Genomic DNA, 26,665 nt, shown 5'->3' on the forward strand with positions numbered 1-26,665 from the left:
CAGCGTCCTGCGAAAGAAAGAGGAAACCACTCATGAGCGGACGACGCACGATCATCCCGAGCTGCATCCTGTTCCTTCTGCCCTTCCTTGGAGCGTGCGGCGATCAAGAACCGCGAACGCCGGCCTCCGTACCCGCACCATCGACCACAACCGGCGAACGCGCACAAGCCGTGATCCAACCGCCGGCCGCCGTCCGGAATCATCTGCGTATCGAACCGGTTCGTCCGCAGGTCGTTCCCGACGTGATCACGGCGCCCGGCGAAGTCGCGTTGGATTTGAAACAGGTGGCCAAGGTCACGTCGCGCATCATGGGCCAGATCGAAACGATCCATCGCCGGCTGGGGGACCAGGTACGAGTCGGTCAACCGCTGGCGGACATCCTCAGCCTCCAGCTCGATCAATTGATCGAAGAATATCTCGTCGGCAAGGCCCAGGCCGATGTGGCGGAAGACACCTATCGGCGGACCGAGCAACTCCGCAAGGACGACATCGTCACGGAGCGTCGCCTCATCGAGGACCGGGGGCGTTACCTGGAGACGAAGGCCCGCTACCAACACATCCGCGAAAAGCTGCTCAACATGGGCTTGTCGCGCAAGGACCTCAAGGAACTCGAAGAAGGCCTGCATGAGCAGGGCCATCGTTACAGGGTCACCGCTCCGATCGCCGGCACCATCGTGGCACAACAAGCCGTGCTCGGCCAGGGCGTGGCCGCGGGAGAGCCACTCTTCGAGATCGTCGATACCGGCCGCGTGTGGGTCTTCGCGAACCTGCCGCTCGAACAGGCGCGCCGATTCACACTGGGCGACATCGGCAGGATCACGCCGAAAGGCGGCGAAACCGTCACAGCCCCGCTCACCTATCTCGCGCCCGTCGCGGATGAGACCACGAGAACCATCCGCCTCCGCTTCGAAGTCGTCAATGAGCAGAGCCGGTTGAAGCCGCACGAATACGTGGACGTGACCCTCAGCCGGCCGGCCCCGCCGGTCTTGGCCGTGCCTCTTTCCGCCGTCACGACCGTCGAGCAGCAACGGGGCCTGTTCGTCGAACAGGATCAGGGCTACTCGTTCCGGCCCATCAGCGGCGGCCGTGAAGGCGGCGGCTGGATCGAAATAACAAGCGGCGTCGCGGAAGGCGAGCGCGTGGTGGTGGACGGAGTCTTCGATCTCAAGACCCTGTTGCTGAAGTCCCAGATCGACTCGGGAGAATGAGGCCCCATGGAACGACTCTTGGCGTTTTCACTCCGGTATCGCTTCTTCACCCTGATGGCAACCCTGGTGATCATCATCATCGGTCTCTGGTCCTTCTCGCGACTCAGCCTCGATGCCGTGCCGGACCTGACGCCGGTACAGGTACAGGTCCTGACGAGGACTCCCGCCTTGGGGCCGGTCGAGGTGGAACAATTCGTGACCTTTCCGATCGAGGCGTCGCTGAACGGAGTCCCGGCGCTGCGCGAACTGCGCTCCGTCTCGCGTTATGGCCTCTCCGCCGTCACCGCCATCTTCGAGGACTATGTTGACATCTATCGGGCCAGGCAGGCCGTCGCGGAACGGCTGGCGCAGGCCATGGAGCGCATTCCCACCGAGTATGGCCGGCCCGTCATGGGTCCCCTGACGACCGGCCTCGGCGAGGTGTACCAGTTCACGGTCAAGGGACCGGGGTACAGCCCCATGGCCCTGCATACGCTGCTGGAATGGGACATCGCCCTGAAACTGCGGGCGGTGCCAGGCGTGGTCGAGGTCAACATTTGGGGTGGAGAGCCGCGGCAGTTCCAGGTGATCGTCGATCCCTCGAAACTCCTCGCCTACAAGCTCACCCTGCGGGAGGTCTTCGACGCACTGGAGCGCAACAATCGTCTCGCGGGCGGCGGCTACATCGAACGTCAACGTGAGCAACTGGTGATTCGCGGCGAAGCCCTCGCCGCACAGGTCCAGGACATCGAGAGGGTCGTCATCTCCCATGGGCCCGGCGGCGTGCCGATCTCCATCCGCGATCTTGCCGAAGTAAAGGAGGGTTCGGCGTTGCGGATCGGTGCCGCCACCGCCATGGGCGAAGGTGAAACCGTGATCGGGATGGTGCAGATGCTGGCCGGCGAGAACGCTCACGACGTGGTCGCTCGCGTCAAGGCGCGGGTCCGGGACATCCAGGCCAGCCTCCCGGCGGGCGTGACCATCGAACCCTATTATGACCGCATGCACTTCGTCGAGCAGGTCATCACCACCGTCCGGAACAACTTGCTGGAAGGGGGCTTGTTGGTGGTGGCCCTGCTGTTCCTCTTTCTCGGCGACTTGCGCGCAGGCCTGATCGTCGCCTCGGCCATTCCGCTGGCGATGCTGCTCGCCTTTACCGGCATGGTCCAGGCCGGACTGTCTGGGAACCTCATGAGCCTGGGGGCCGTCGATTTCGGGTTGCTGGTCGACGGGTCCGTCGTCATGGTCGACAACATTCTGCGCCGCCTCGCCGCCGCACAACCCCGGACGCGAGAGGAGCGGGCCGCTACGATTCTGGCCGCCGGGCGCGAAGTGCTGCGGCCGGTGACGCTGGCGGTGAGCATCATCATTCTGGTGTACGTTCCCATCCTGGCGTTGACCGGCATCGAAGGCAAAATGTTTCGCCCCATGGCCGTGACGGTCATCATGGCGTTGGCGGGCTCGCTGGTCCTGGCCATGACCCTCACGCCGCTGCTCTCGTTCTGGTTCGTGCGGGAAGACCGGCACGATCGGGAAACGAGGCTCGTCCGCTCCTTGAAACAACTGTATGAACCCTGGTTGCGCCGGGCGGTCGCGCGGCCGATCTGGCCGGCAGGAATCGCAGCCGGACTGTTCGTCGTGAGTCTCGCGCTCGGCGCCTCCCTGGGCGTGGAATTCGTACCGCGTCTGGAGGAGGGGGATCTCGCGATTCAAGTGTGGCGGTTGCCGAGCATTTCCTTGAGCGAATCGGTCCAGACCGCGTTACGGATCGAGCAGGTGCTCCGGCGGTTCCCCGAAGTCAGGCAGGTCGTCACCAGAACCGGTAGCCCGGAGGTGGCGACGGACGTGATGGGCGTGGAACTGTCGGATGTCTTCGTCATCCTCACGCCGGCGAGGGAATGGACCACGGCCGGCACGCGCGAGGAGTTGATCGAAGTGATGCGGCAGGCCATCGCCGAGGCCGTGCCCGGCGTGGGCCTCGGGTTTACGCAGCCGATCGAGATGCGGTTCAACGAATTGATCGCCGGGGTACGCTCGGATCTGGCCGTGAAAATCTTCGGCGCCGACCTGGACTTGCTTCGCCGGCAGGCCGAACGGGTGGCGCAGACGCTGCAGGGGCTCCCGGGTGCCGCAGACGTGAAAGTCGAACAGGTGGCGGGGCTGCCGCTGCTGCGCGTCATCGTCGACCGCGCGGAGATCGGCCGCTACGGCCTCACGGCCGAGGACCTGCTCACCGTCGTACGGACGACACGCGCGGGCCAACCGGTCGGCATGGTCATCCAAGGGCCACGACGATTCGAGGTGGTCGTGCGCTTAGCGGAGAACCTCGCCCAGGACCCTGCGGCCCTGGGCCGGCTCTTAATACCGACTCAGCATGGCGAACTCGTCCCCCTCTCGCGTGTGGCGGACGTGCGGCTGGATTCTGGTCCGGCGCAAATCAGCCGCGAACACGTGCAACGGCGCATCGTCGTGGAATGCAATATCCGCGGACGCGACCTGGGCGGATTCGTGACCGAGGCGAAGGGGGCGGTGGCCCGAGCCGTCACGCTTCCTCCGGGCTATGAGCTGATGTGGGGCGGGCAGTACCAGCATCTGCAAGAGGCCGCCGAACGGCTGGCCATCGTAGTGCCCCTCACGTTGCTGATGATCCTGAGTCTCCTTTCGATCGTCTTCGGTCGCCTCAGGCCGGCGCTTCTGATTTTTCTGAACGTCCCGCTCGCGCTGTCTGGAGGCCTCTTCGCCCTGTGGCTGCGCGGCCTACCCCTCAGCATTTCCGCCGTCATCGGGTGTCTTGCGCTCTTCGGTATCGCCGTCCTCAACGCGGTCGTGCTCGTGAGCCACATCGGTCAGTTACAGGTAAGCGGCATGTCGGCGGAAGCGGCGGTGATTCAAGGCAGCATGGATCGGCTTCGACCGGTCTTGATGACCGCACTGGTGGCGAGCCTCGGCTTCGTTCCCATGGCTGTGGCGACCGGCTTGGGTGCGGAGGTGCAGCGGCCGCTGGCGACGGTGGTCATCGGCGGCCTCTTCACCTCGACCGTGCTGACGTTACTGGTGCTTCCTGCCCTCTATCGGTTCGTCGCCGGTCCTCCCGACATCGGCAGCTCGCCGGGATGATGGCCCGTCCCTCACGCCTAAGGCCTGGCAGTTTCGTCGCTTCCCTGGACAGAACTCCTGCTCGGGGGTAAGCTTCCCCTACGACTTGAGCCTGACAACATCCAGCCAGGCATGGCGTCTCCCATACATCCGACAGCCAACCTGAGTTCATATCCCGAGGAGTAGTTATGGCGACCATCATGGTGATCGACGACGAAGCATCCATCCGCAGCCTCTTGCGCGAGGTCCTGGAAAAGTCCGGCCACAAGGTGCTGGAGGCGCAGGACGGGCGGGAGGCCCTGACTCTCTACCACAACAACAAGGCCGACCTGCTCATCATGGACTTGCTGATGCCGGAAGTCGACGGGCTGGAAGCCACCCTCCAACTCACTCGCGAGTACCTCGACACCAAGATCATCGCCATGACGGGCGCGCAGGGGGATCGCGACTTTCTGGACATCGCGAAACTCTTCGGTGCGCACCGCACGTTCTCCAAGCCGTTCGATCTCAAGGAACTGTTGAAGGCCGTGGAGGCGGAACTGGCCCAGTCCTAGGCGCTCCGCCCCCTTCTCCCGCACACCCCTACCTCTTCTCCACCAACCAGCCTGGAGTAAAAACGGGTGGAAAGCCTCTCACCGGATCTGCAACAATCGCGGCATGACTCCTCCGCTCCCAGCCTCCCGGTTGCGCCGGTCTCCGTGATTCTGACCTCCACCCGCATAGGAGTCCTCTGGGGCGCGTGGACCCTCCTCATCGTCATGGTGGGCATCCTGCCGCTACACAACTTCGTCGGGCATTCCCATTGGGAGTTCGTCCGGTGGATCCCGACCCCGGATCAACTGAGTTCGCCGCAGGTCTTGCTGGATCTGGCCGTCGATGCGGTCGCCAACATCGCCCTCTTCGCCCCCTTCGGCCTATTCTTCACGCTCCGAGGGTTGCACGGTCCGGCCGTGTCACGGCGTCTCCTGCTGCTCCTGGCCTTCGCGTTGTCGCTGAGCATCGAGTACTACCAGGTCTATTGCCACAACCGGAGTACGTCCCTGCTCGATCTAGTGGACAATGTGCTGGGAGCGTATGTGGGAATGACGCTGGGAGAATGGTACGTCAGGAGGGAACGCGCGCGGCCCGAGCAGCGCATTGAAGCACCTACTGCCAACCGGTCGGATCGTAGCCCCGCTCACGCAGGCAACGGTCGACAAAACCCGTGAAGGCGCCGCTCGGCGGCGAGCGCCGAAACAGGCTGCGAAGAAATCCGGCCGTCGCCCCGCTGGCTGCGCCCACCATGGCTCCACGACCGGGATGCCCAAGAATCGCTCCCCCCACCGCCCCGGCCGCCGAACCGACCGCCCCGCCGCCCACCGTACCGGTCGCCACCTGCGCGCTCTTTCCCTGGCTGGGTGACGCCCCGGCTTCCTTCGCCAGTTCCATGCAATCCTTGATGTCGGCCTCGGCGGCATCCGGCCCGACCTGCCGGTAGTGATCGTTCGGATAGAGGATGGGTCTGGGGCCTGCACAGCCGGTCAGCGTCAGCACGACGGCGAGGCTGAGGATCGCTCGCTTCATGAGAGGCGCGCGCCCAGTTCCTTGCGTTGGAGGGTCCGCATCATGCCTGGGTCGTTGTACGCCACTTCACTCAGCGCGTCCATGATGTGCAACCCCTTGCTCGTTGCCAGCTCCTTCGCCTTGGCATAATTTTTTGCGCTGAAGCGGGCGACAGCCGGCTGCCCGTTCACGATCTGACAGGCCAACACCTCGCCACCTGCCAGGTCCATCGTGCCACCTTCTTCGACGAGTTTCTTCGCCTGTGGCACGGTGATCTGGTGTAACTGGGCGAATTCTTCCAACCCGCCCGTTTCCACGAGCCGTCCATCCGGCATGATGCAGAGCCGCTTGAAATGCGGCGACCAATCCTTCCGGAAATCGATGTACTTGATGTCTCCGCCCTTCGCCACCGCCCGATCCAGCGTGCGGTAGTCCAGTCCGAGGTTCTTCTGGGTCAGCTTCGTCTTGAGTTCCTCGGGAAGTGTGCGGTGAAAGACTTCCGCAGCGGCCTCCAGCAGAGGACAGGTACGGGCCCGCGCCCATTGCTCCGCCTCGGCAAATTGCATCAGATCCAAGGTCCAGGTCTGTTTGGGTGCGGCGCCGGAGGGATCCACGTGGCAGGCGAAGAGGCCCCGAGTGAGCAAGCCGCCCTCCTGCGGGTAGACATAGACGCCGCCTTCGGCGAGCAGCTTCACCATCTTGTCCAGCGGCACATCGTAACTTTCGGACAAAATCTTGGCATGTGCCGCCGTATCTTCCGGCAACGTCATGGCGCAGACCGTGACGTTGCCCGGCGCGTCAAATTCCGAATAGTCCTCGATCACGTTGTACAGGACCGGCGGTTTCGGTTTCTCGATCTTCTTCTTGATTTTGAACATGGTCAGGTCGCCTCTCGTCTCGCAAGATGATGGTAGGGCGGCAGGGTCTGCAGCCGTGCGTCCTCCACCGGCCCGCCGATCGTAAAATGGTAGAGCGATTGGACTGTCAGGTCCTTGATGCCCACGATTTCGTGGACCGGATCGTCGAAGAAACAGCCGATGCCCGTGCCCCGCACGCCGGCCGCCTCTGCCTCCAGATACAACACCTGCCCCACCAAGCCTGCTTCCCAAAACAACCGTGGATACCACCAGGCGCCACCCTGTCGCAAGCGGCCCTCGAACTCCGTCACCATGCCGAGCGAGAAGGCGCTGTCGCCGGCGATCGCCTGCTGACAACTCACTTGCGCAGCCGCGCGCCGCGCATCGCCCTGCAGCAACCAATAGAGCGGAAGGTCCGCAGGGCAACCGGGGGCGGAAGTCCACTCCAGGTCCGCACTCATCGCCTGCTGCATCACGGACAACTTGGCTGGATCTCGAATCAGCACGTAGAGGCCTGACATCAGTCCCTCTACCCGATGGACGAACAACATGAGGTGAACGGCCGGCTGCCAGGGCAAGACATCCCAGGGGACGGGACGAGCCAACGGCGACCGATCAGCCTGCGGCATCACCCGCTGAAGGATGCGAAAGAACGCGGCGGCCGTGATGGACGTGTGACCGTCGAAGGACACCGCACTTCGCCTCTGCCGAATGATTCGACCGGCTGAGGGCCCGCCCAGCACTCGCTGGTGAGACTCGCCGGCGTCTTGAGACAGCGTCTCACGTTGAACCAACGGCAGGCTGCCGGCCTCCGTCACCGTCTTCCACGATGCGTCCGCCACCCGGTCGATCGCCTCCCAATGGACGGCATGCTCGCGGGTCAGCCGATTGGCCTTCCCCTGCCAGGGCCCGACCGCCAACTCCTTCACCAATGCCTCGTCCAAAGAGAGAGGAATCTCCTCGCACTCCGGCCGTCGTTCCGGCCAGACCACCATCAGACAATCGGGATGTTCCGGTTCTGCCTCCCCAAAGTCCTCCGATCGATGGGTCCCCAGCAGGCGCGCGCCCGTATTCTGGTCGTGGCCGTCCACCAGCAGCACCCTCCAGCCAAGCGTCGCCGCCGCGATCCGCACCGCGCCGACCGCGTGACCGATATCATGGTTGCAGTACCGGAACGCCCGCTCGCCGTACTTCCAGGCCTCCCGCCACAACACGGAGGTCAGGCCGAAGAGAAACGCCTCCTGGGGAAACGGAGCCAGTAGGCGGGCCAGCAGCTCGGAAGAAAACGCCGCGCGGCCTTCCAGCCCATGTTCTTTGGGAGCATAGTGGTACAGGCCCGGCGTGAGATCCAACCCATCGAGTGGCGGCAGCACGAGGTACCCTTCTGTCGGATGCAGGTTGCCGGATGAGGGATTGTTGCGGAGCGCCCACTCGGACTCCCCCGCCCGTTTCCAGGCCGAGAGGCCGAGCGACAATTCGAGCAACAGCGCAAGCGCCCTGACAGTCACCGATTGAACCGCAACCGCTCCCGGCTGGTACAACGCTTCATAGGCTGGGGACCGTGGCTCCTCCACCACCAGCGGCAGCGGCACGAAAGGCGCCTCTGCGAAGCGGCGAAACGGATCCGGTTGGTTCGCCCAATCCAGAAAGCCGAGCGAACGCGCGTACCGATTGTAATGGTGCTTGGTCCGCTGATGGTAATGGATCACCTGTTCGACCGGGTCGCCGAACAGGGGCGCCGCCGGCGGCGGAAAAATCGGTAACTCCGAACTCATGCGCCTAGTCTAACGAGCGGCGGGAAGGAAAGTAAACGAAGGCCCTACCAGGCGTATTGCGGCGCGTTGCCCGGTTTCCACTTGATGCTGCAGCCCAGGCTAGGCTTCTGGTTGGGATCGATGGGAGTCCCGGCCAACGCGGCATCCAGAGCCGCGCGCAGATCGCTGCCGGTGACGGGTTTGTTGTTGCTGGGGCGACTGTCGTCGAGTTGCCCGCGATAGACCAATAGCCGCTCACGATCGAACAGGTAGAAGTCCGGCGTGCAGGCGGCGCGATAGGCCTTGGCCGTCGCTTGCGTTTCGTCGAAGCAGAGGGGAAAAACGAACCCCAAGCGCTGGGCCATATCCTTCAACCGAGGCGGCGCATCGTCGGGATAGGCCGACGGATCGTTGCTGCTCACGGCGACGATCCCCACGGCCTTGGCTGCGTAGTCCCGACCGATTTTGGCCAACTCCTCTTCTACATGCATGACATAGGGACAGTGGCGGCAGATAAACATCACCAGCAGGACCACCTGATCGCTGAAGGAGTCGAGAGAGACCGTTCGCCTGCTGACGACATCGGGCAAGGCAAAGGGAGGAGCGGGAGTTCCCAGCGGAAGCATCATGGACGCGGTCGCCATATGAATCGCCTCCTGGCAGGAAGGACTCGGGGCCCTGGCTCACCACGCGCACTCTACAGCGCCCGCACGCCTAACTCAAGTGCCGCTCATTGACCTAGGTTCCAGCACCTCGGTATTCTGGCCCTCTTGGAGGACCCATGCGATTCGATGCTGCCTTGGCTGCGCAAGAGAGTTTTGCCCGATCCGAATGCGAGCTCGGCGCCGACTGGGATCGCGCCGTCGAATTGGAAGAGATTTTCTCTTCGAGCGCGGGTGCCGAAGCTCGAAACGCCTATGAACAGCTCCTGACGCTGGCGGAACGCCATCCGCAGGCGTCGACCTTTCGGGCCTTTTGCATCTATATCACCTGGCAGCAGGTCACCGAGGAAACGATCGCCCGACATTTCCACACCGGCATGAGGCTCGCCGAAACCTACCTGTCGGCCCGAGACGGAAAGGATCCGCAACAGGTGGCTCAGATCAGCGAATTGCTCGACTCCTTCCGCGCCGGCTTGGGCTTGGAGGAGGAAGACGAAATCGTAGCGGAATATCGCAAGGACACCCCCAAAGGCGGGGACTGATGGCAGAAAACGACAAACATCGCGCGCGCATTTTTCTCCACCGCGGCGATCTCCGCCAAGCGCGAGCCGCCTGGGAAGCCGCCGTGGCCGATGACCGCCTGGCCAACAACCAACGAGAACTGTCGAACAGCCTGGGGAACCTGGGCAACACCTGCGCGCTTGCCGGCGACTTCGACCGAGCCGAAGCCTGTTACAAGGAGGTATTGGCGATTCAACGCGTGGAGCAAAACCCCCATGCCATCGCGCACACGCTCGTCAACCTCGGCAACCTGCATGTCGGCGCCGACCGTCCCGACAAGGCCAGGCCCTATTACCTGGAGGCGCTTGATCTCCTGAAGCCGCTCAACGATCAACGCGCCCTCGGCATTCTCTATCACAACCTCGCCATGGAAGAAGCGAGACAGCACCGATGGGACGAGGCCGTCCGGCTCTTCACGCAGGCGCTCGACTGCCATCGTCTCGTGGGCAACGAAGAGGGTCTGGCCGGCACTTACAGCCAGTTGGGGAAGACCTTTCTCGACAGCGGCCGGTCGGTGGAGGCGGAACGCTGTTTCAACAACGCGACGGAACATTTCATCAGGTTGGGCAATCCAGCCGGCGAAGCGGCGGTGCTGCGAGAACTGGCCGATCTCTACGAACAACGACAGGACACGGTGGCCGCCATCCGATGTGTGGAACGGCTGCACCATCTGGCCCTCGGCACGGGCCGTCCCCCTGCTGCCGCCGACCGAGAACGGCTCGCCCGTCTACGCGCCGCCCATAGCTGACGGTGCCGGGCCGGTGGTACAATCCGCGGTATTTCGTGAGCCGTCACATCAGAGAGAGGAGCAGTATGGATATCGGCGCATTCCGTCAGATGGTAGAGAAAAACCCCAAAGGCTTTCTGGGCCGCTACGGCCTAGGCAATAAAATCCTACAGGAAGGCGGCAATGCCGAAGAAGCCGTCGAGCACCTGCGAGTCGCCATCCAACTCGACCCCACACATGTCGCCTCGCACCTGGCGCTGGGCAAGGCGCTCTTGTCGCTCGGCAGGACGGCGGAGGCCAAGCCGGTCCTCACCGCCGGGATTGATGCCGCCGTGTCCGGTCGATCGAACGGCGGAGTGGACCTGGTGCCCGAGCTACGCCATCTCCTCCAACGGGCCGGCTGAAACCTCGGGAGGCGCCATGGACCTGGACAAAGCCAGAGAACGGATCGAAACGGCCATCACTCAATACGGCCAGCATGCCGCCATGGCGATCGAACTCGTGATCAATGAAGTGCGGTCGGATATGGGACGCGAGGCCGTCAACGAGTTGATCGACGAATTCGATCTCGAACTTCTCTACAACATCGCCCCGATGGAATCGGATTTTTCCAACAGCTGAGCCCACGCCCACGATGCCGCTCATCTGGTGTGCCATCTCGGGCCATGGATACGGACATGCGGCGCAGGTCGTTCCGGTTCTGCATGCCTTGGCACGGCTGGTTCCCGATCTCCGCGTGATACTCCGCACGACCGTTCCCGCATCCTTCTTCGAGTCCCGTTTGACCATCCCTTGGCGGCTGAGCACGGCGCAGGTTGACATCGGGTGCATCCAAGACGGCCCCCTGACCATCGATGTGGCCGGAACCTGGGCTGCTCACCACGCCTTTCACCAGGAGTGGCCGGAGAAGGTCCAGGCCGAAGCCCAAGCCATCCGTGCCGCCGCACCGACCCTCGTCCTGTCGGATATTTCTCACCTGGCCATCGCAGCCGGAGCGGTGAGCGGCCATCCAACGATCGGTCTCTGTTCCCTCTCGTGGGATCGGGTGCTGGAACCCTTCGCGGACCCCGCCGACACGCATCACACGTCGATCTTGCGGCAGATTCGCGACGCCTATGCCCACGCCGATTGTTTTCTACGCGTGGCACCGGGCCTGTCAGCCGATGCGTTTCACAAGATGGTCGATATCGGCCCCATTGCCGAACCGGCGAAGGAAGACCCTGTCGTGCTGCGGAAGGTATTTCGCCTGGAGAATTCTGAACGGCTCGTGCTCGTCGGGTTCGGCGGGATTACTCTCCGCCGATTTCCTTTCGACGCCATGGAACAGATGATCGGCTACCGATTTCTCGTCGATGGCTCGGTCCCCGAGGGCCTCTCGCGGACGACCTCTCTCGCCGCCGTGGGCCTGCCGTTCAAACAGGTCTTGGCTTCCGTGGACCTGGTTCTCACCAAACCCGGCTACGGCACAGTCGTGGAGTGTGTCGCCCTCGGCAAGCCGGTTGTGTACGTACGCCGGTACAATTTCGCGGACGAACAAGCCCTGGTAGATTACCTGCATCGATACGGACGGGGCGCGGAACTGCCGATGGCCGACTTCCTCCAGGGCCGTTGGACGGAGGCGTTCACCCAAGCCTTGCACCGGCCGGCCCCGACGGCTCCTCCACCGCCCCTCTCCGGCGCCGAGGAAGCCGCCCGAGTCCTGGCCCACTCCTGTTGACGGCCTGCACCTCACTACGTAGCCGTCTCGACTTCCCGTGAGCCTAGCAGGCTCGACGCCCACGAACCGGAAATCCGTTTGGCCGATTCCTGCGGGAGTGTTATAGTGTGCCCTGCCATGACTCATTGCATTGCCTTCCGCTGCTAGGCCGACTGCATGGACGCTGCGCCTCCACAGGCTGCTTCAACCATCGATCCGAAACTTCTGGCCCGCGTCGCCAAAGGCGACCAGCAGGCATTCGGCCAACTGTACGACCAGTCGAGTACGCTGCTCTTCACCTTGGCCTATCGCATCCTGAGCGATCGCGACGAGGCGGCGGAACTGCTGCAGGAAGTCTATCTGGAGGTGTGGCGCAAGATCGTCAAATATGACGTCGGCCGGGGAAGCCCTATGGCTTGGTTGGTGACCTTGACGCGCAGCCGCGCTATCGACCGGTTGCGCTCAAAAGCCTCTCGCGGGCACCGGCAGATTACCGACTCGCTGGAGCATCCGCTGGTTTCCGAACGGGCCGATCACCATCCCACGCCTCAGGAAGCACGCGAGGCCGGCGAACTCCGACAGCTCGTCGCCAAAGCGATTCTCGAGTTGCCCTTGCCGCAGCAGCAGGCGATTGAAATGGCCTTTTATCAAGGCCTGACCCATACGGAAATCGCGGCCCGACTGAACCAGCCGCTCGGCACCGTGAAAACCAGGATCAAGCTCGCCATGACGAAACTACGCGGGGCCCTGCAACAGAACCTGCCGCAGGGCGAAGGGTTATGACGCACGAGGAATTGGAAGAGGCTGTTCCTCTCTATGCCATCGGCGCGCTCGAACGCCCGGAGCGCCAGGCGCTGGAGGCCCACCTGCTCTCCGGCTGCACGGCCTGCCATGCCTCGTTGAAGGAATACCAGACCGTCGCCTCACTGCTGCCGTTCGGCCTCACGCCGGTGGCTCCGCCCGAAAACCTGAAGGCCAAGATCCTCCATGCGCCGTCCTCCATACCCGGGGTGGTGGAAGCGGAACCGGCACCCGCCCGTTCCAGTCTGGAGCCCGGCGAATGGATGAACCATCTGTTTCCGCCGATCGCGCCGGCCCACTCCTGGCCGTTCCGAGTGGCCATGGGGTTCGCTACAGTCCTGCTTCTCGCAGGCGGCAGTTATCTCGGATGGCTGTACTATACGCAAACAACCCAGCGCTCGGGTGAGCTGCAGCAGCTGCAGGCCAGCGTCCAGCAAGAGGCCTCGCGCGTCGCCTCCCTGCAATCCGACCTGCAACGACGTGAGCACACCGTGGCCGCCCTCAAGTCTGAGCTGGACCAGCGCGCCGGCGAGGTGGCCGAGTTGCGCGATCAACTGATCCGGCGGGAGGCGGAGTTGGACGACATGCGCAGCCAACTGGCTCAGCGCGACAGTTCCATGGCGCGGCTGGCACGACAGAATGAGGAGTTCGCGGGGATGATCAAGAACCCTTCGTCCCGAGTCGTCTCGCTCACCGGCTCGGAGGCAGCGAAATCAGCCGGGGCGCTGCTTCTCTTCGATCCCGCTAGCAAGAAGGCGTGGCTCTATGCATTCAATCTTCCGGCACTGCCAAGCGGGAAGGTCTATCAACTGTGGGCGATCGACGACAAGCCGGTGAGCGCCGGAGTGTTCGGGCTGGATGCCGGCCAAAAGGGCCGCATGCTCATCAAACAGCTGCCGGACTTTGCGCGCATGAAAAAATTCGCCGTGACGGTCGAGCCAGACGGCGGCCTGCCCCAGCCGACCGGCGCCATTTACCTGGTGGGTCAAACGTGATGTGCCGAGACTCACCGTGATAGCATGGCTCCGATGCCGTCTTTCGACGATCTCGACCACCACTTCATGCAGCAGGCGTTGACGCTCGCCCGTTCAGGTTCGCTGATCGGCGAGGTGCCGATCGCAGCTCTGCTCGTGCAAGACGGCGTGGTGCTCGCGGGAGCGCACAACCGTCGCGAAACCCGCCAGGATCCCACCGCCCATGCGGAATTGATGGTCATTCAGGAAGCAGCACGCCGCGCCGGCAGCTGGCGGCTCGTCGGCACCACGCTGTATGTCACGCTGGAACCTTGCACGATGTGTATCGGCGCCATCATCCTCGCACGCATTCCACGCCTGGTCTTCGGCGCGACCGATCCCAAAGCCGGGGCTTGTGGATCCGTGTTGAATGTTCCGCCCGAGCCGCGACTGAACCATCGCGTGACGGTGGAGGGAGGACTGCTGGCCCAGGAGAGTCAGGCCTTGTTGCAGGAGTTTTTTCGGCAACTGAGGAAAGAGGCCGCGGGTCGCGGTTAGCCCGAGCAGGCCAGTTCTTTGAACGCGTCGAGCAGTTCCACGTTCCAACCCTGCCCCTCGACGGCAACGGCAGCCGCAATGCCCTCCCCCACGCGGAGGGTTTGCACCGACCAGTCCCCATCGAAGGCGCCCGACTCGGTCGAGCGCACCCGCGCCGACGACGAAGCCTCATCGAACAGCAGCTCACAGGTATCGAGCCCATTGGCCAACCCCACACCCCTGCCCTTGAGATAGGCTTCCTTGGCGGTCCAAAAGCGATAGAACAGCCGGTCTCGATCTGCCTCCGACGCCGCTTCGATCTGCCTCGCCTCACTCGTTGCGAAAAAGCGGGTGGCCAATTTCACCTGCTCTGCGCCAGGCCGATGATATTCGACATCCACCCCTACAGCCCGCTCCTTCGCCACCGCCACGAGCGCCATGGCTCCGGAATGCGAGAGGCTGAATTGCAACGACGGCAAGCGCTCGACTGCTCCCCGCAGCATCGGCTTACCGTACGGCCCCGCCTCAAACCGGAGCTGCTCCGGCGCGACTTTTCGGTACCCGGCCAGAATCACCCGCAGCAGCGCGTGAGACAGCGTGAACCGGGTTCGATCTTCATCGAACAGAAACCTCGCGGCGCGAGCCCTTTCCCCATCGGACAGGAGAGCGCGGAGCGAATGCAGGTGCGGATTCCACCGAACGAGATCGCCGCACCACACATGGATGGTTTGCGAAGTCAACCGGTCAAAGGCTTGGACGTCGGAGGCAGGGACAAGTTCTGGAGGCATCATGCAGTGCCATCGGAGTGCAGCTTACGATCGGCCGGACGGGCGGGCCACCGGTTTCAAGACAGGGGAAACTCGATGGACCTGATCGCGGGATATGGCGGCCTGGGTCTCCACGATCTTACCCTCATCGAGTTTTAACACGCGGTCACCGAGATGGAAATACCGGTCGTCGTGGGTCACGACGATCACACCCTTTCCGCGAGCCCGCAAGGCCGGAAGCAGCTCTCCATAGAACACGTCCTTGTATTGCGGGTCTTGGTCGGCCGCCCACTCATCGAAGACGTAAAACGGCCGATCCTCCAGCATCGCCGTCACCAGCGCCAACCGCTTCCGCTGTCCTTGCGACAGCTGGACGGTCGAATACTCGCCATCACACAGCGTCACCTTGTGATCGATGCGCAACGTTTGGAGCCAGTCATGGGCATGTTGGTCCACCAAGGCCGGATCGAGACCCAACAACTTCTTGAACAGGTAGAAATCCGAGAACACGGCGGAAAAATGCTGCCGGTACCAATCTTGGGTGGAAGGCTCGATGATCTCCCCGTTCAGACGCACCTCGCCGGCTTGCGGCAGATACAGCCCGGTGAGCAGCTTGACGAAGGTAGATTTCCCGCTGCCATTGCCCCCGATGATGAACAGCAACTCGCCACTGGCGATCGTGAGATTGAGGGGGCCCAGGGCAAAGGACCGTTCATCCTCCCCTTTCAGCTCATAGCTGAACAGGGCATTCGCAAAATCAATACGCTGTGCGCCTTGGATGACCGGACGGTCGGCCCCCTCTTCCTTAGTCCCCTGTTCGATCGCCAACCCGAGTGATTCGATTTTGTCCAAGGCGACCTGCCCTCGGCTCAAGGTCGGCACCATGCCCAAGAGGCCCCACATGGGTCCGATCATATAGAGCATGGCAAAGGCATACCCGGTCAAGGATTCGCCGGACAGTGAGAACACACGCGGGAACAAGAGGAGGATCACGCCGATGAGGCCATAAAACAGGGCTTGCGTCCAGGAATCGGTCGTAAGGTACTGCTTGGTCGTGACCAGGTTGTGGTCGCGGAGGGCTTCAGCCGCCTGCCGGATCTCGGAGGCGACGAAGGTTTCGCGCCGCCCTCGATGCAGCATCAACTCCTTCACGCCTTCGGTGAGGCTGCGAAAGTGCTCGAAGAGCGCCCCCTTCGCCTCCCGTACGGCCATCGACGACCGCAAGACGCGGTTGTAGAGCCGACGATACCCCAACAGCCCCAACAGCGCCAGGATGACCACACCGAGAAAAGCCTTCCAGGAGAGCCAGGCCAGGTAGAGGGAACAGCCTGCGAGAATGGCCACATTGATGGCCAACCCGGGCAACCCGTTCACCGCCCACGCCATGGCGTTGGTGTCATCGGTCAGGGTCGCGAGGATTTCATGCGCGCCGTGCCGCTCCAGCGTGCGGTAGGGCGCCCGCACGACTTTCCAGCAGAGGTCCATCCCCAAGTTCAGAATCGTCTTCTGGGCGAAGGTCACCAACAACAGTTGTGAGAGGTAGTTCGACCCGACTTTCAGCAGGGCCAGCCCGATGAATCCCAAGGCCAGCGCCTGCGAGGCCTCTCCGACCGTATTGATGAGTTTGTTGATGACGGCCAGGAGGCCGACGCTGGAGAGGCCGGCCAACAGGCCGGTTAGAACCATGAGAATCATCATGGTTCTGGCATCGCGCAGAAGAAACAACAGAAAGCGATATAACTTCATCATGGCCGCGCTTCGACCCGATCGACGAGGCAGTTACGCCGCCTGCGAAGATGGGCCCTTCCCCCGTTCATCTGGCTGATCCCGCAGAATCGACCGGGCGTCCTGCCAGTAGGTTTTCAGGTGGCTCGCCAGCTCCTGCACATGAGGCGCCACAAAGAGTCGGCCTGAATCCTCAGCCGGCAGGTAAATGGTGCGACTCATCCCCATCGCCCATTCGCCGAATACCAACCGAGTGTCGTCCGTGGAGTTCGTCAGCGGATGCTTGGAGGCGATCACGTTCAATACCTGACCATGATAGGGTTTCATCCGATACCGGGCAACCGCATGGAACGTGGCGTAGGTCACTTGATCCTTGTACAGAAACTCGTCTTGATGCTCCGCCGATTCGGTATGGTGCATCAGACTCCACAGCCGTTTCACCTTGTCCTTCCAGAATCCCGGCCACGACTTCGCCGGCAACCTCGACATGAGGCGCAGGTAGGTCCGCATCTTCATGGCCACGAACAGCAGCGGCCAGAGCAGGTAGGGGGGACGACTCCAATGTTTGCCATAGGAGCGTGGATGCCACGATTCCATGATGGTCAAGATCACCGCTTCTCCCTGTGCCGTAAGTTGCTGCGCGATTTCATACGCGACGAGCCCTCCGGTGCAGGTCCCCCCGATCAGGTACGGGCCGTGGGGTTGCACCGAACGAATCTCCTCGACATAATGGGCCGCCATGTCTTCCACCCGCATGAACGGCCTTTCCTTCCCGTCCAGTCCACGAGACTGCAAGCCATAGAACGGTTGCTGCTCTCCCAACAAGGTCGCCAAACGGGCGAAGACCAGGACGTTTCCCCCGACGCCCGGAACGGCAAAAAACGGCCTGTTTGGTCCTGACGGTTGAATGGCTACCAACGACCGCCACCGCACATGGCCGCCTTCCTGCGCGAGCACCTCGGCCAATCGCTCGATCGTCGGCGCCTGAAAGAGAACGGCCATGGGAAGGCGAATACCGAAGGTCTGCTCAATGGCGCTGAACAACCTGAGCGCCAGCAAAGAGTAGCCGCCGAGCGAAAAAAAGTTGTCACGAACCCCGATGGGTGTGACCCCCAACACCTGCTCCCAGATGGCTGTCAGCTGTAGTTCAATGCGGTTGCGCGGTTCAACCGGCTGTCCATCGGCATGCACCGGCTCCGCAGAGGGAGCCGGAAGGGCGGTACGATCGACCTTGCCGTTGGGCGTGAGTGGAAAGGCCTCCATCGGGACGATGGCCGCCGGCACCATATAATCGGGAAGCGTCTCGCGAAGCGTGCGGCGCAAACTTTGTGGATCACAGCGCTCCCCCGCCTGCGCAGTAACATACGCCACCAACCGCTTGTCGCCGGGCACATCCTCCCGCACCACCACGACGGCCTGCTTCACCGACGGCTCCTGCGCCAACACGGCTTCGATTTCTCCCAGCTCGATACGGAATCCCCGTAGCTTGACCTGGTGATCGACACGTCCCACGTATTCGAGCCTGCCGTCCGGCAGCCATTTCACCACGTCACCGGTCCGGTAGAGACGCTCGCCGTTCTGGAACGGGTTCGCGATGAATCGTTCCGCCGTCAACTGCGGCGCCCCTCGATACCCTCGCGCAAGCCCCAAGCCTCCGATAGACAACTCCCCCGGAATCCCGACCGGCATCGGTTGCCGATTGAGATCCAAGACATAGACCTGCGTATTGGCAATGGGACGGCCGAGCGAGACCGTTCGCTCGCGCCCTCGGACCCGCTCCAACGTCGACCAAATGGTGGTTTCCGTCGGGCCATACAGGTTCCATAAGGAACCGCCGCGTGCCAGCACCTCATCGGCCAAATCACGCGGCAGGGCCTCACCGCCGCACAGGCACTTCACCTTTCGCCGCCCCTGCCAGCCTGATTGCAACACCATCCGCCAGGTAGCGGGCGTCGCCTGCATGACCGTGATGTCGCCCTGATCGAGCTGCTGCTGCAACCACACACCTTCCATCGCTTGACGGCGCGTCGCCAACAGCACGCGCGCCCCCATCATCAGAGGCAGGTAGAGTTCCAGTCCGGCGATATCGAAGGACAAGGGCGTCAGGGCCATCATGACATCGTGATCGGTCAGTCCAGGCTCTCGCTCCATCGACACGAGAAAATTCATCAAGGCTCGATGTTCGATTTCCACGCCTTTGGGCTGGCCGGTCGACCCGGAGGTGAACAGCACGTACGCGAGGTGGCGCGGCCCGGCGAGCGGGGAGAGATTGGCCTCTGGGCAGCGCGCAACCCGCTCAGCTTCACGGTCCATGCAGACGACCTGCAACTGATGGGGCGGAAGTGTCGCGCGCAATTCCGAATCGGTCACAACCAATGACGCCCGGCTGGCTTCGAGCATCGTTGCCAATCTTTTCGCCGGAAGCCCCGGTACCAGAGGAAGATACGCCCCGCCCGCCTTCATGACCGCCAGAATGGCGATGAGGAGTTCGAGCGACCGCTCCAGGAATACCGGCACCACAACATCAGGCCCCACGCCCCGTTCCCGCAAATCATGCGCCCAACGATTCGCACGCGCGTTGAGTTCCCGATACGTCAGGGCCGTCGTTTCGAACTGCACGGCAACCGCGTCGGGCGTTCGCGCCACCTGAGCCTCGAAACGCTGCGGGAAACAGACCTGCTCGTACGGCGCGGCCGTATGATTCCACTCCCGCAGGATCCGATGCCGCTCCCGCTCGCTCAGCAGGCTCAGGCGGCCGACAGGTTCCTTTATCTCCCCCGCGATGCTCTCCATCAACTCCCGATAGTGACCCAGCCACCGTTCTGCCGTAGAGCGATCGAAGAGATCCGTATTGAATTCCAAATAGGCCTTCCGCGACGCGAGCGGGTCGATCGACAGGCCCAAATCCAGCTGCGCCGCCCCGCGACTCACTTCATAGGGTGTCCACGAAAGCTGGTGGAAGTCGGTCCGCGCGAAGGGTGTATTAGCGAAGTTGAAGAGCACCTGCACGAACGGAAGGCCGCCCAGGCTTCGGTCCGGTCGCAGTTCCTCGACGAGTTTATCGAAGGGCATGTCCTGATGCGCATACGCGTCGAGCGACACATCACGCACCTTCTTCAGCAACTCGCGGAACGACATATCGCCGGAGACCGCCATCCGCAGCACCAAGGTGTTCACGAAGGTCCCGATCAAGTGTTCGGTTTCCAGCCGGTTCCGATTGGCGATCGGCGTGCCGATGACCAGATCCCGTTGCTGCGTCAGCCGGTACAGGAAGGCGAAGAATCCGGCCAGAAACACCATGTACAGCGTCACGCCCTCGCGCACACTGAGTTGTTTCAGCCGTTGAATCAGCGACCAGGAAAGATCGAGCGACACATGGTCGCCCTTGAAGGCATGCACCGGCGGCCGGGGGTAGTCGGCCGGCAACGTCACGACAGGCAGATCCTGCAGGCGGGAGCGCCAGTGGGCGAGTTGCTCCTCTAATATCGGCCCAGTCAACCAAGCCCGCTGCCATTGGGCGAAGTCGGCATATTGCAGATCAAGTGTCGAATCGACCGCGAAGGGCTTCCCCGAACAGAAAGCATTGTAGTATTTCACCAACTCACGGGCGATAACCCCATAAGACCACTGATCGGAAATGATGTGATGCGTGTTCAGCATCAACACATGGTCCTCTTCGCCGATCTGAATGAGGAGGATCCGCATCAGGGGTCCTCGCTCAAGATCAAACGGCCGCCTGGCCTCTGCGGTCGCCAGTTCCCGCGCTCGAGATTCTCGCTCCTCCCGCGGGGTCGTGCGAAGATCCACGTCCGTCCAGATCGGGTCCATCGACTCATGGATCATTTGACGAGGAACTCCCTCGATCTGCGCGAAGGTCGTTCGCAACACCTCATGGCGTCGCACCAACTCTGCCACACTCCAGCGAAGCGCAGGGAGATTCAACGGTCCCTGCAGCCGCACGGAAGCGGGAATGTTGTAGGCCGCCGCGCCGGGCGACAGGCGGTACAGAAACCACATGCGTTCCTGCGCGAAGGACAGCGGGAGCGGGACTCCTCGGGGAACCTTGGTCATTGCCACAGAAAGACCCGGGACATTCACTCTCTCCGTCTTCGAGGCCATGATGATTTCGGACAAGGTGGCAATCGTCGGTCGTTCGAACACCCGACGTAACGGCACAGTGGTCTGAAAAAGTGACTGAATGCGCGACACCAGTTGCGTTGCCAAGAGGGAATGGCCGCCGAGTTCAAAGAAATTGTCGTGCACCCCGACATCCCGCACATGCAGGATTTCGCCCCAGATATCCGCCAACAGCTGTTCCGTGGCGTTGCGCGGAGCCTGATAGGAAGACGTCAGTTCGACCTTAGCCGTGCGACTGTCCTGATCGACCTGCAAGGCCCGCCGATCCACCTTTCCGTTGGCCGTGAGCGGCAAGGCCTGGAGTTCGACGAACGAGGAGGGGATCATCGGGGCCGGCAGGTGCAGCCGCAGCTGTTCGCGCAACTCCACCAACCCTGAGCGGCTGTGTGGGCGCGGCACGATGAAGGCCACGATGCGTTTATCGCCCGGCTGATCTTCCCGCACATCCACCACCGCTTGCTCCAAATCCGGCTGGCGGTTCAGCACCGCCTCGATTTCTTCCAACTCGATGCGGTACCCACGAATCTTCACCTGCCGGTCCGCTCGCCCCCGATAGTCCAATTGCCCGTCCTGCCGCCAGCGCGCCAAGTCGCCGGTTCGGTAGAGTCTGCCTCCCGGCCGGACGACGAAGGGATCCAGCACGAATTTGTCCTCAGTCAGATCCGGCCGCCCCCTGTACCCCCGAGCCACACCGACCCCACCGATGTACAGTTCTCCCATCACTCCGATCGGCACGGGCTGCCGCAGTCTGTCCAGGATATAGACCGACGCGCCGGGGATGGCGCGACCGATCGGAACCTCCTCCGCCGACCCTCCCGGACCGCCCCAACCGGTGAGATCCGCCACCGTCGCAGCCACCGTAGTTTCCGTCGGCCCATAGGTATTGAGCAGTCGTCTCCCCGTCCCGACGAGTTGCGTCCATCGCCGAACGATATGGGGAAGAACGCGCTCTCCCCCGATAACGACGGTCTTCACAGAGTCCGGACATGTCAGTCCTTCAGACTCCATGCGCGTCACGACTTCGTGCCAGTACGCAGTCGGCAGATCCAATACCGTGATGCGCCAGGCACGGCAACATTCCAAGAAGACCGAGACGGAATCGACCATCCCGGTCGTCCGCAGGACGAGGGTGGCCCCGGCTATGAGACAGGGAAAAATCTCCTCGACCGCCGTGTCAAAACTCACGGAGGCGAACTGCAACACCCGATCGCGCGCCGTCAGACTAGTCGCCGCGAGAATGGCTTGCGTGTAGTTCACCACCGAGCGGTGTTCGATCATGACCCCCTTGGGTCGCCCGGTGGAACCGGACGTATAGATAACGTAGGCCAAGTCATCCGGCCCGCTTCGATCTTCGACCGGTTCATCCGAACAGCGAGCGATCTCGCTCCACTCGGTATCGAGACAGATAGTGTGAGGATTGATGGTGGGGAGTTTGACCAGCTGGTCCTGTTGTGTCACCAACACACGTACCTGGCTGTCTTTCAACATGTACTCCAACCGATCGGTCGGGTAATCGGCATCCAAGGGAAGATAGGCTCCCCCCGCCTTTAGAATCCCCAGCAGGCCCACAATGAGATTGGGCGACCGTTCTACACAGAGTCCGACCACCACGCCCGGTTGGACCCCTCGTCGGCGAAGGTAATGAGCCAGGCGATTCGCCTGCTGATCGAGGTCGCGATAGGTGCAGGTTTGATCGTTCTGGCGAAGGGCGATCGCGTCGGGAGTTCGTTGCACTTGTAACTCGATCAGGCGATGCAGGCAGATATCCGGCGGAACCTGGCCCGCGGGACGGCTCCAGCCGAGGATGGTCTGCCTTTCGGCCTCAGCCATGAGCGGCAACTCCCCGATCCTGACAGTAGGGGCTGCGACCAGGCTTTCCAACAACCGGACGTAGTGCCCCTGTATCCGCGCGATGCTCTCGGCCGTGAACAACTGCGCCTTGTATTCGAGATAGCCGCAGAGTCCCTGATCGCCCTCCGCCAACTCCACGCAGAGATCGAACTGCCCGCTCTGTTGTGGAATCACATAGGGTTCCCACATCGATGAGGGGCCAGCTTCTTCGTTCCTACAGGCTGAGGCCGCGTCGAGTTCAGCAAGCAACCTGAATCGCTGCAGCACGAATAGGACTTGCGCGAGCGCGGGGCGTCGCAAGGTTCCCGTCCGCCGAAGATCCGACACGAGGCGCGCATAGGGATAGTCTTGGTGAGCGAGGGCCTCAAGCACCAGTTGCTTGGTATGACTCAAGAGGTCGTGTCCCGACCATGCCTCGTCCAGACGCTCACGAAGCACCACCATGTTCACGAAATCACCCACGGTCCCGGCAAACTGAGCGCGCGTGCGCCCGAATACCGGAGCGGCGATGAGGGTCTCCTCCTGTCTCGTATAGCGAGAGAGCAGAAGTTGGAGCGCAGAGAGGCAGAGGGTATACAGTGTCGTGCCTTCCTGTCTGGCAAAGGCCTTCAGGCGTTCGAACAACGGCTGCTCGATCCGAAATGCATGCCAACGATAGCGGTCCGGTTCGACCCCGTTCTGGGGACGGTCATAGAGCGAGTCATACTCGGGAAGCTCACCCGCCAATTTAGCCTTCCAATAGTGAGACTGCCGCTGTCCCTCCTCCCCTTCCAGGAGCCGATGATGCCAGGCAACAAACTCGCCGTAGGCCGCCGATGGCTGCCCACCCGCTCTCGGCAGTCGATCCGTCGTGCGCCCGGCAGCCTCGTAACGCTCCTTCAGCTCTTCCGCCAGCAGCGCCAACGACCAGCCGTCGACGGCAATATGGTGAGCCACCAGCAGCAGGATCGCGTCTTGGTTACGTCTGAACAGGATGGCGCGCCAAGGCGTCCCCTGCATGAGATCAAAGGGTCGGGTCGAGGCCTCCAGGCATTCGCGGCGAAGCCGTTCCCAATCCCAGCCGGAGGCGTTGACTGCCGACCAGTCGATCGGCAAGGCGTCGTGCAGCACTTGGATCGGCAGGTCATCCCGCGTGGCATAGGTCGTGCGGAGCGTCGCATGCCGTTCGGCCAGCTGCTCCAAGACTTGGGCGAGCCTCGCCTCTTCAAGGTCGGACGGTACGCGCATCACAGCAGACACATTGGCCGCCGCGCTCTCAGGGGACAGTTGACTCAGAAACCAGAGCGCCGATTGGTTCTCGGACAGGCTATCGGACTTCCCACTCGCGGTTGTGCTCGAGTTATTGGCGTCGGTCAATGCGCAGGTTGAATGTATGCCGGCCATAATCCGATCCGCCAAGTCGGCGACCGTATTTTCTCCCAGCAGGTCCTGCAACGAGAACACCACATCGAAGGCCGTTTCTACCCGATGGAGCAACTCGGCCGCCATGACGGAGTCGAGCCCCAGTCGAGAGATCGGACAGTCACCCGGAAGCTCTTCAACAGGCCGCCTCAGTCGCTCGGCCAACATGGCCCGCAGTTCCAGCTCCACTTGGCGACGCCGTACCTCCGCTGAGAGACTGAGCAACGCTGCCTTGGGCAGCGCCGCGGGCCGGGAGGCCTGGACGTGGAGCGCTGCTCGGCACTCCCCCACGACCTTCAAGAGGCCGCTCAGGAACTGACTTCGACAAGCCCGGCGCTGCACCTTGCCGCTCGATGTTTTCGGTAGGCTGCCTGACTTGATGAACACGATCGACCATACCTGCAAATCGTGTTGCTCGGAGATCGCCGATCGAATCGCGGCGGCCCATTCGTCGAGATCCTGCGCATTCGCCTGCCGCTCAACCTCTTGAACCACCACCACCGCCTCTTCCCCAGCCTGCTCCACGGAAAAGGCCGCGGCCCCTCCCCTTTGAAACGACGCATGGCACTGCTCGACAGTGCGCTCGATGTCCTGGGGGTAGTGATTACGCCCTCGAACGATCAGCAAATCCTTCAGACGTCCCGTGACGAAGAGTTCCCCTTGCTTGACGAACCCGAGATCGCCCGTTCGAAGATAGGGACCGTCCTGGCCGCCGACCAAGACGGCTCGGAACGTCCGCTCGCTCTCCACTGGATCGTTCCAATACCCCTGCGCCACACTCGTCCCGGCCAGCCAAATTTCCCCGACCCGATCAGGGCCACAGCGCTCCCGAGTGTCCGGATCAGCGATCACGACTCTGGTATCACCCACCGGGACACCACACCCGACGACCCGCCGGACCTGTCTCGCCTCGGAGTCGGCTGCCGCAACACGTCCCTGCTCCAGCGAGGCGACGTCGAGGCTTTCAACCGTGGGCACAACCCCGTGCCGTTTTAAGGAAATAAGCAGGGTGTACTCCGCCATCCCGTACGCGGGGAAAAAGGCATCGCGTCGGAATCCTGCCACAGCAAAGGCCTCGGCGAAGCGCTCAACCGTCTCCGCCGCGATCGGCTCCGCCCCGCAACTGGCGACTTTCCAGCTGGAGAGATCGAGCGTCGCTCGCTCCTCTGGCGAAATCGATTCGAGGCAATGGCGATAGGCGAAGTTAGGGCCGCCGCTGTGAGACACGCGATACCGCTGCACGGCCTCCAGCCACCGTAAGGGCCGCTTCAGAAACGTGAGGGGTGACATCAGGTACGACGGACGGCCGATCCAGGCAGGTTGGATGATGCCCTTCACCAAGCCATAGTCGTGGAAATGAGGCATCCAAGAAAGCGTCACGGCCTGTGCATCGTAACCGCCGGCCTCCGTGATGCAGCGACTCTGCGCCACCATGTTGGCGTGGCTCACCATGACACCCTTCGGCATACCGGTGGAGCCGGACGTATATTGCAGGTAGGCAATGGTCGACAGGTTCGGCAGCGGAACCGCGACCTCGTCAGTTTTTTCTGCCGACAGCCGCTCGAATGGGATCCATCCGTCTTCGGGAATGATGCAATGAAGATCGTCCTGCTGCCGCACCAAGGCAAGAATCTGATCGGTACAGATGGCCGCCGCACAGCCGGCATTGACCGCGATGCCAAGTAGCCTGGCGGCACTGTGCTTGAGACGAAAGGCGTCGGGTGGAGGCGCCGGCACCGCGATCAGGCCGGCGTACAGCACGCCCCAGAAGGCCTGCACAAAGTCGAGTCCGGGGGGAAACAACAAGAGCACGCGATCACCGGGCTTGAAGCGGTTCCGTAGATACTCGGCGATGGCGTGGGCCTTCGCGTCCACACCCCGATAGGTGAGGGTCTCCTCGACGATCTGCCTATCCCGCACAAAACTGTAGGCCGGCTGATCGGGCTGATGCTCAGCCCGCCACCGCAATACGTCGGGAATTGTCTGTTCAGACGGAGGACGACCGGAGGGAGGTGTGCTCACAAAATCCCGTTTCGTTGCAACCTGCTATTCATCTAACCATGTGGAAGTCGCCGACGCCATGCCCGGGCCTGTATCCAAGGCGAGTCTACGGTGAGGGTAGCTAATTACAAAATGGAATCACCTTTTACGCGTCGCGCAGGCATGGCGATCGGCGGCAAGAAAGTTTCGGCCCAAGCACATGATTTCATTTGAAAGTTACAATGGACCACGTTAAGCTGCACGTCTTTGTCGGCCCCAGCGCGGAGAGGTGCGAGAGCGGCCGAATCGGACGGTCTCGAAAACCGCTACTGGCAGGATGTTAAAACCCCTTGAAATGATGAGAGAAGCCGCATGAACACAGGGGGAGATGGCCTTTTAACGTCTCCCCCACTTTCCTCAGATTTTCCCCG

General features: G+C 62.5%; 19 protein-coding genes. 12 read left to right on the plus strand and 7 right to left on the minus strand.

Features of this window, described 5'->3' with window-relative positions; translation table 11 throughout:
• Nucleotides 1-32 precede the first annotated feature (32 nt).
• From HRU82_03255 to HRU82_03270, 4 genes are all read left to right on the plus strand, one after another.
• Entirely contained in the window at nucleotides 33-1,208 is a 1,176-nt protein-coding gene (locus tag HRU82_03255; protein QOJ34024.1) for an efflux RND transporter periplasmic adaptor subunit, read from the plus strand.
• Between the two features lie 6 nt (nucleotides 1,209-1,214).
• Nucleotides 1,215-4,304 carry an efflux RND transporter permease subunit gene (locus HRU82_03260; protein ID QOJ34025.1) on the plus strand — a complete coding sequence of 1,030 codons (3,090 nt, stop codon included), beginning with the start codon at nucleotides 1,215-1,217 and terminating at the stop codon, nucleotides 4,302-4,304.
• A gap of 167 nt (nucleotides 4,305-4,471) precedes the next feature.
• On the plus strand, nucleotides 4,472-4,837 hold the full coding sequence (locus HRU82_03265) for a response regulator (protein QOJ34026.1): 366 nt from the start codon (nucleotides 4,472-4,474) through the stop codon (nucleotides 4,835-4,837).
• Between the two features lie 66 nt (nucleotides 4,838-4,903).
• On the plus strand, nucleotides 4,904-5,491 hold the full coding sequence (locus HRU82_03270) for a VanZ family protein (protein QOJ34027.1): 588 nt from the start codon (nucleotides 4,904-4,906) through the stop codon (nucleotides 5,489-5,491).
• Here HRU82_03270 and HRU82_03275 read toward each other — a convergent pair.
• The 4 genes from HRU82_03275 to HRU82_03290 form a co-directional block, all read right to left on the minus strand.
• Entirely contained in the window at nucleotides 5,430-5,846 is a 417-nt protein-coding gene (locus HRU82_03275; GenBank protein QOJ34028.1) for a hypothetical protein, read from the minus strand. The two genes, HRU82_03270 and HRU82_03275, sit on opposite strands and share 62 nt — an antisense overlap.
• Nucleotides 5,843-6,703: a hypothetical protein gene (locus tag HRU82_03280; protein QOJ34029.1), complete on the minus strand. Its 861-nt coding sequence runs from the start codon at nucleotides 6,701-6,703 to the stop codon at nucleotides 5,843-5,845. The genes HRU82_03275 and HRU82_03280 overlap by 4 nt, the downstream gene beginning before the upstream one ends.
• A 2-nt stretch (nucleotides 6,704-6,705) precedes the next feature.
• Nucleotides 6,706-8,415 (minus strand): SagB/ThcOx family dehydrogenase, encoded by a 1,710-nt coding sequence (locus HRU82_03285; protein ID QOJ37096.1) that lies wholly within the window; start codon nucleotides 8,413-8,415, stop codon nucleotides 6,706-6,708.
• Between the two features lie 86 nt (nucleotides 8,416-8,501).
• Nucleotides 8,502-9,080 carry a thioredoxin family protein gene (locus HRU82_03290; GenBank protein ID QOJ34030.1) on the minus strand — a complete coding sequence of 193 codons (579 nt, stop codon included), beginning with the start codon at nucleotides 9,078-9,080 and terminating at the stop codon, nucleotides 8,502-8,504.
• 137 nt (nucleotides 9,081-9,217) lie between these two features.
• Here HRU82_03290 and HRU82_03295 point away from each other — a divergent pair, with 137 nt between their 5' ends.
• The 8 genes from HRU82_03295 (at nucleotide 9,218) to HRU82_03330 (ending at nucleotide 14,394) form a co-directional block, all read left to right on the plus strand.
• Nucleotides 9,218-9,640, plus strand: coding sequence for a hypothetical protein (locus HRU82_03295; protein ID QOJ34031.1), 423 nt, complete (start codon nucleotides 9,218-9,220; stop codon nucleotides 9,638-9,640).
• Nucleotides 9,640-10,407 (plus strand): tetratricopeptide repeat protein, encoded by a 768-nt coding sequence (locus HRU82_03300; protein ID QOJ34032.1) that lies wholly within the window; start codon nucleotides 9,640-9,642, stop codon nucleotides 10,405-10,407. The genes HRU82_03295 and HRU82_03300 overlap by 1 nt, the downstream gene beginning before the upstream one ends.
• A gap of 65 nt (nucleotides 10,408-10,472) precedes the next feature.
• Nucleotides 10,473-10,790 carry a tetratricopeptide repeat protein gene (locus HRU82_03305; GenBank protein QOJ34033.1) on the plus strand — a complete coding sequence of 106 codons (318 nt, stop codon included), beginning with the start codon at nucleotides 10,473-10,475 and terminating at the stop codon, nucleotides 10,788-10,790.
• A 16-nt stretch (nucleotides 10,791-10,806) separates the two neighbouring features.
• Nucleotides 10,807-11,007 carry a hypothetical protein gene (locus tag HRU82_03310; GenBank protein ID QOJ34034.1) on the plus strand — a complete coding sequence of 67 codons (201 nt, stop codon included), beginning with the start codon at nucleotides 10,807-10,809 and terminating at the stop codon, nucleotides 11,005-11,007.
• Nucleotides 11,008-11,020: 13 nt separating this feature from the next.
• Nucleotides 11,021-12,103: a hypothetical protein gene (locus HRU82_03315; GenBank protein QOJ34035.1), complete on the plus strand. Its 1,083-nt coding sequence runs from the start codon at nucleotides 11,021-11,023 to the stop codon at nucleotides 12,101-12,103.
• Between the two features lie 156 nt (nucleotides 12,104-12,259).
• Nucleotides 12,260-12,865: a sigma-70 family RNA polymerase sigma factor gene (locus tag HRU82_03320; GenBank protein QOJ34036.1), complete on the plus strand. Its 606-nt coding sequence runs from the start codon at nucleotides 12,260-12,262 to the stop codon at nucleotides 12,863-12,865.
• Nucleotides 12,862-13,878, plus strand: coding sequence for an anti-sigma factor (locus HRU82_03325; GenBank protein QOJ34037.1), 1,017 nt, complete (start codon nucleotides 12,862-12,864; stop codon nucleotides 13,876-13,878). The genes HRU82_03320 and HRU82_03325 overlap by 4 nt, the downstream gene beginning before the upstream one ends.
• A 66-nt stretch (nucleotides 13,879-13,944) precedes the next feature.
• On the plus strand, nucleotides 13,945-14,394 hold the full coding sequence (locus HRU82_03330; GenBank protein ID QOJ37097.1) for a nucleoside deaminase: 450 nt from the start codon (nucleotides 13,945-13,947) through the stop codon (nucleotides 14,392-14,394).
• On the opposite strand, the gene HRU82_03335 is transcribed toward HRU82_03330, so the two are convergent.
• The 3 genes from HRU82_03335 to HRU82_03345 are packed head-to-tail and all read right to left on the minus strand — an operon-like array spanning nucleotide 14,391 to nucleotide 26,276.
• A complete protein-coding gene (locus HRU82_03335; protein QOJ34038.1) occupies nucleotides 14,391-15,164 on the minus strand; it encodes a 4'-phosphopantetheinyl transferase superfamily protein in 774 nt (257 codons plus the stop codon). The genes HRU82_03330 and HRU82_03335 overlap by 4 nt on opposite strands.
• Nucleotides 15,165-15,185: 21 nt before the next feature.
• Nucleotides 15,186-16,889: a cyclic peptide export ABC transporter gene (locus tag HRU82_03340; GenBank protein ID QOJ34039.1), complete on the minus strand. Its 1,704-nt coding sequence runs from the start codon at nucleotides 16,887-16,889 to the stop codon at nucleotides 15,186-15,188.
• Nucleotides 16,890-16,919: 30 nt separating this feature from the next.
• Entirely contained in the window at nucleotides 16,920-26,276 is a 9,357-nt protein-coding gene (locus HRU82_03345) for an amino acid adenylation domain-containing protein (protein ID QOJ34040.1), read from the minus strand.
• Between the last annotated feature and the right edge of the window lie 389 nt (nucleotides 26,277-26,665).

It is taken from the genome of Nitrospira sp. (genome assembly GCA_015709715.1).
Classification (GTDB): domain Bacteria; phylum Nitrospirota; class Nitrospiria; order Nitrospirales; family Nitrospiraceae; genus Nitrospira_A.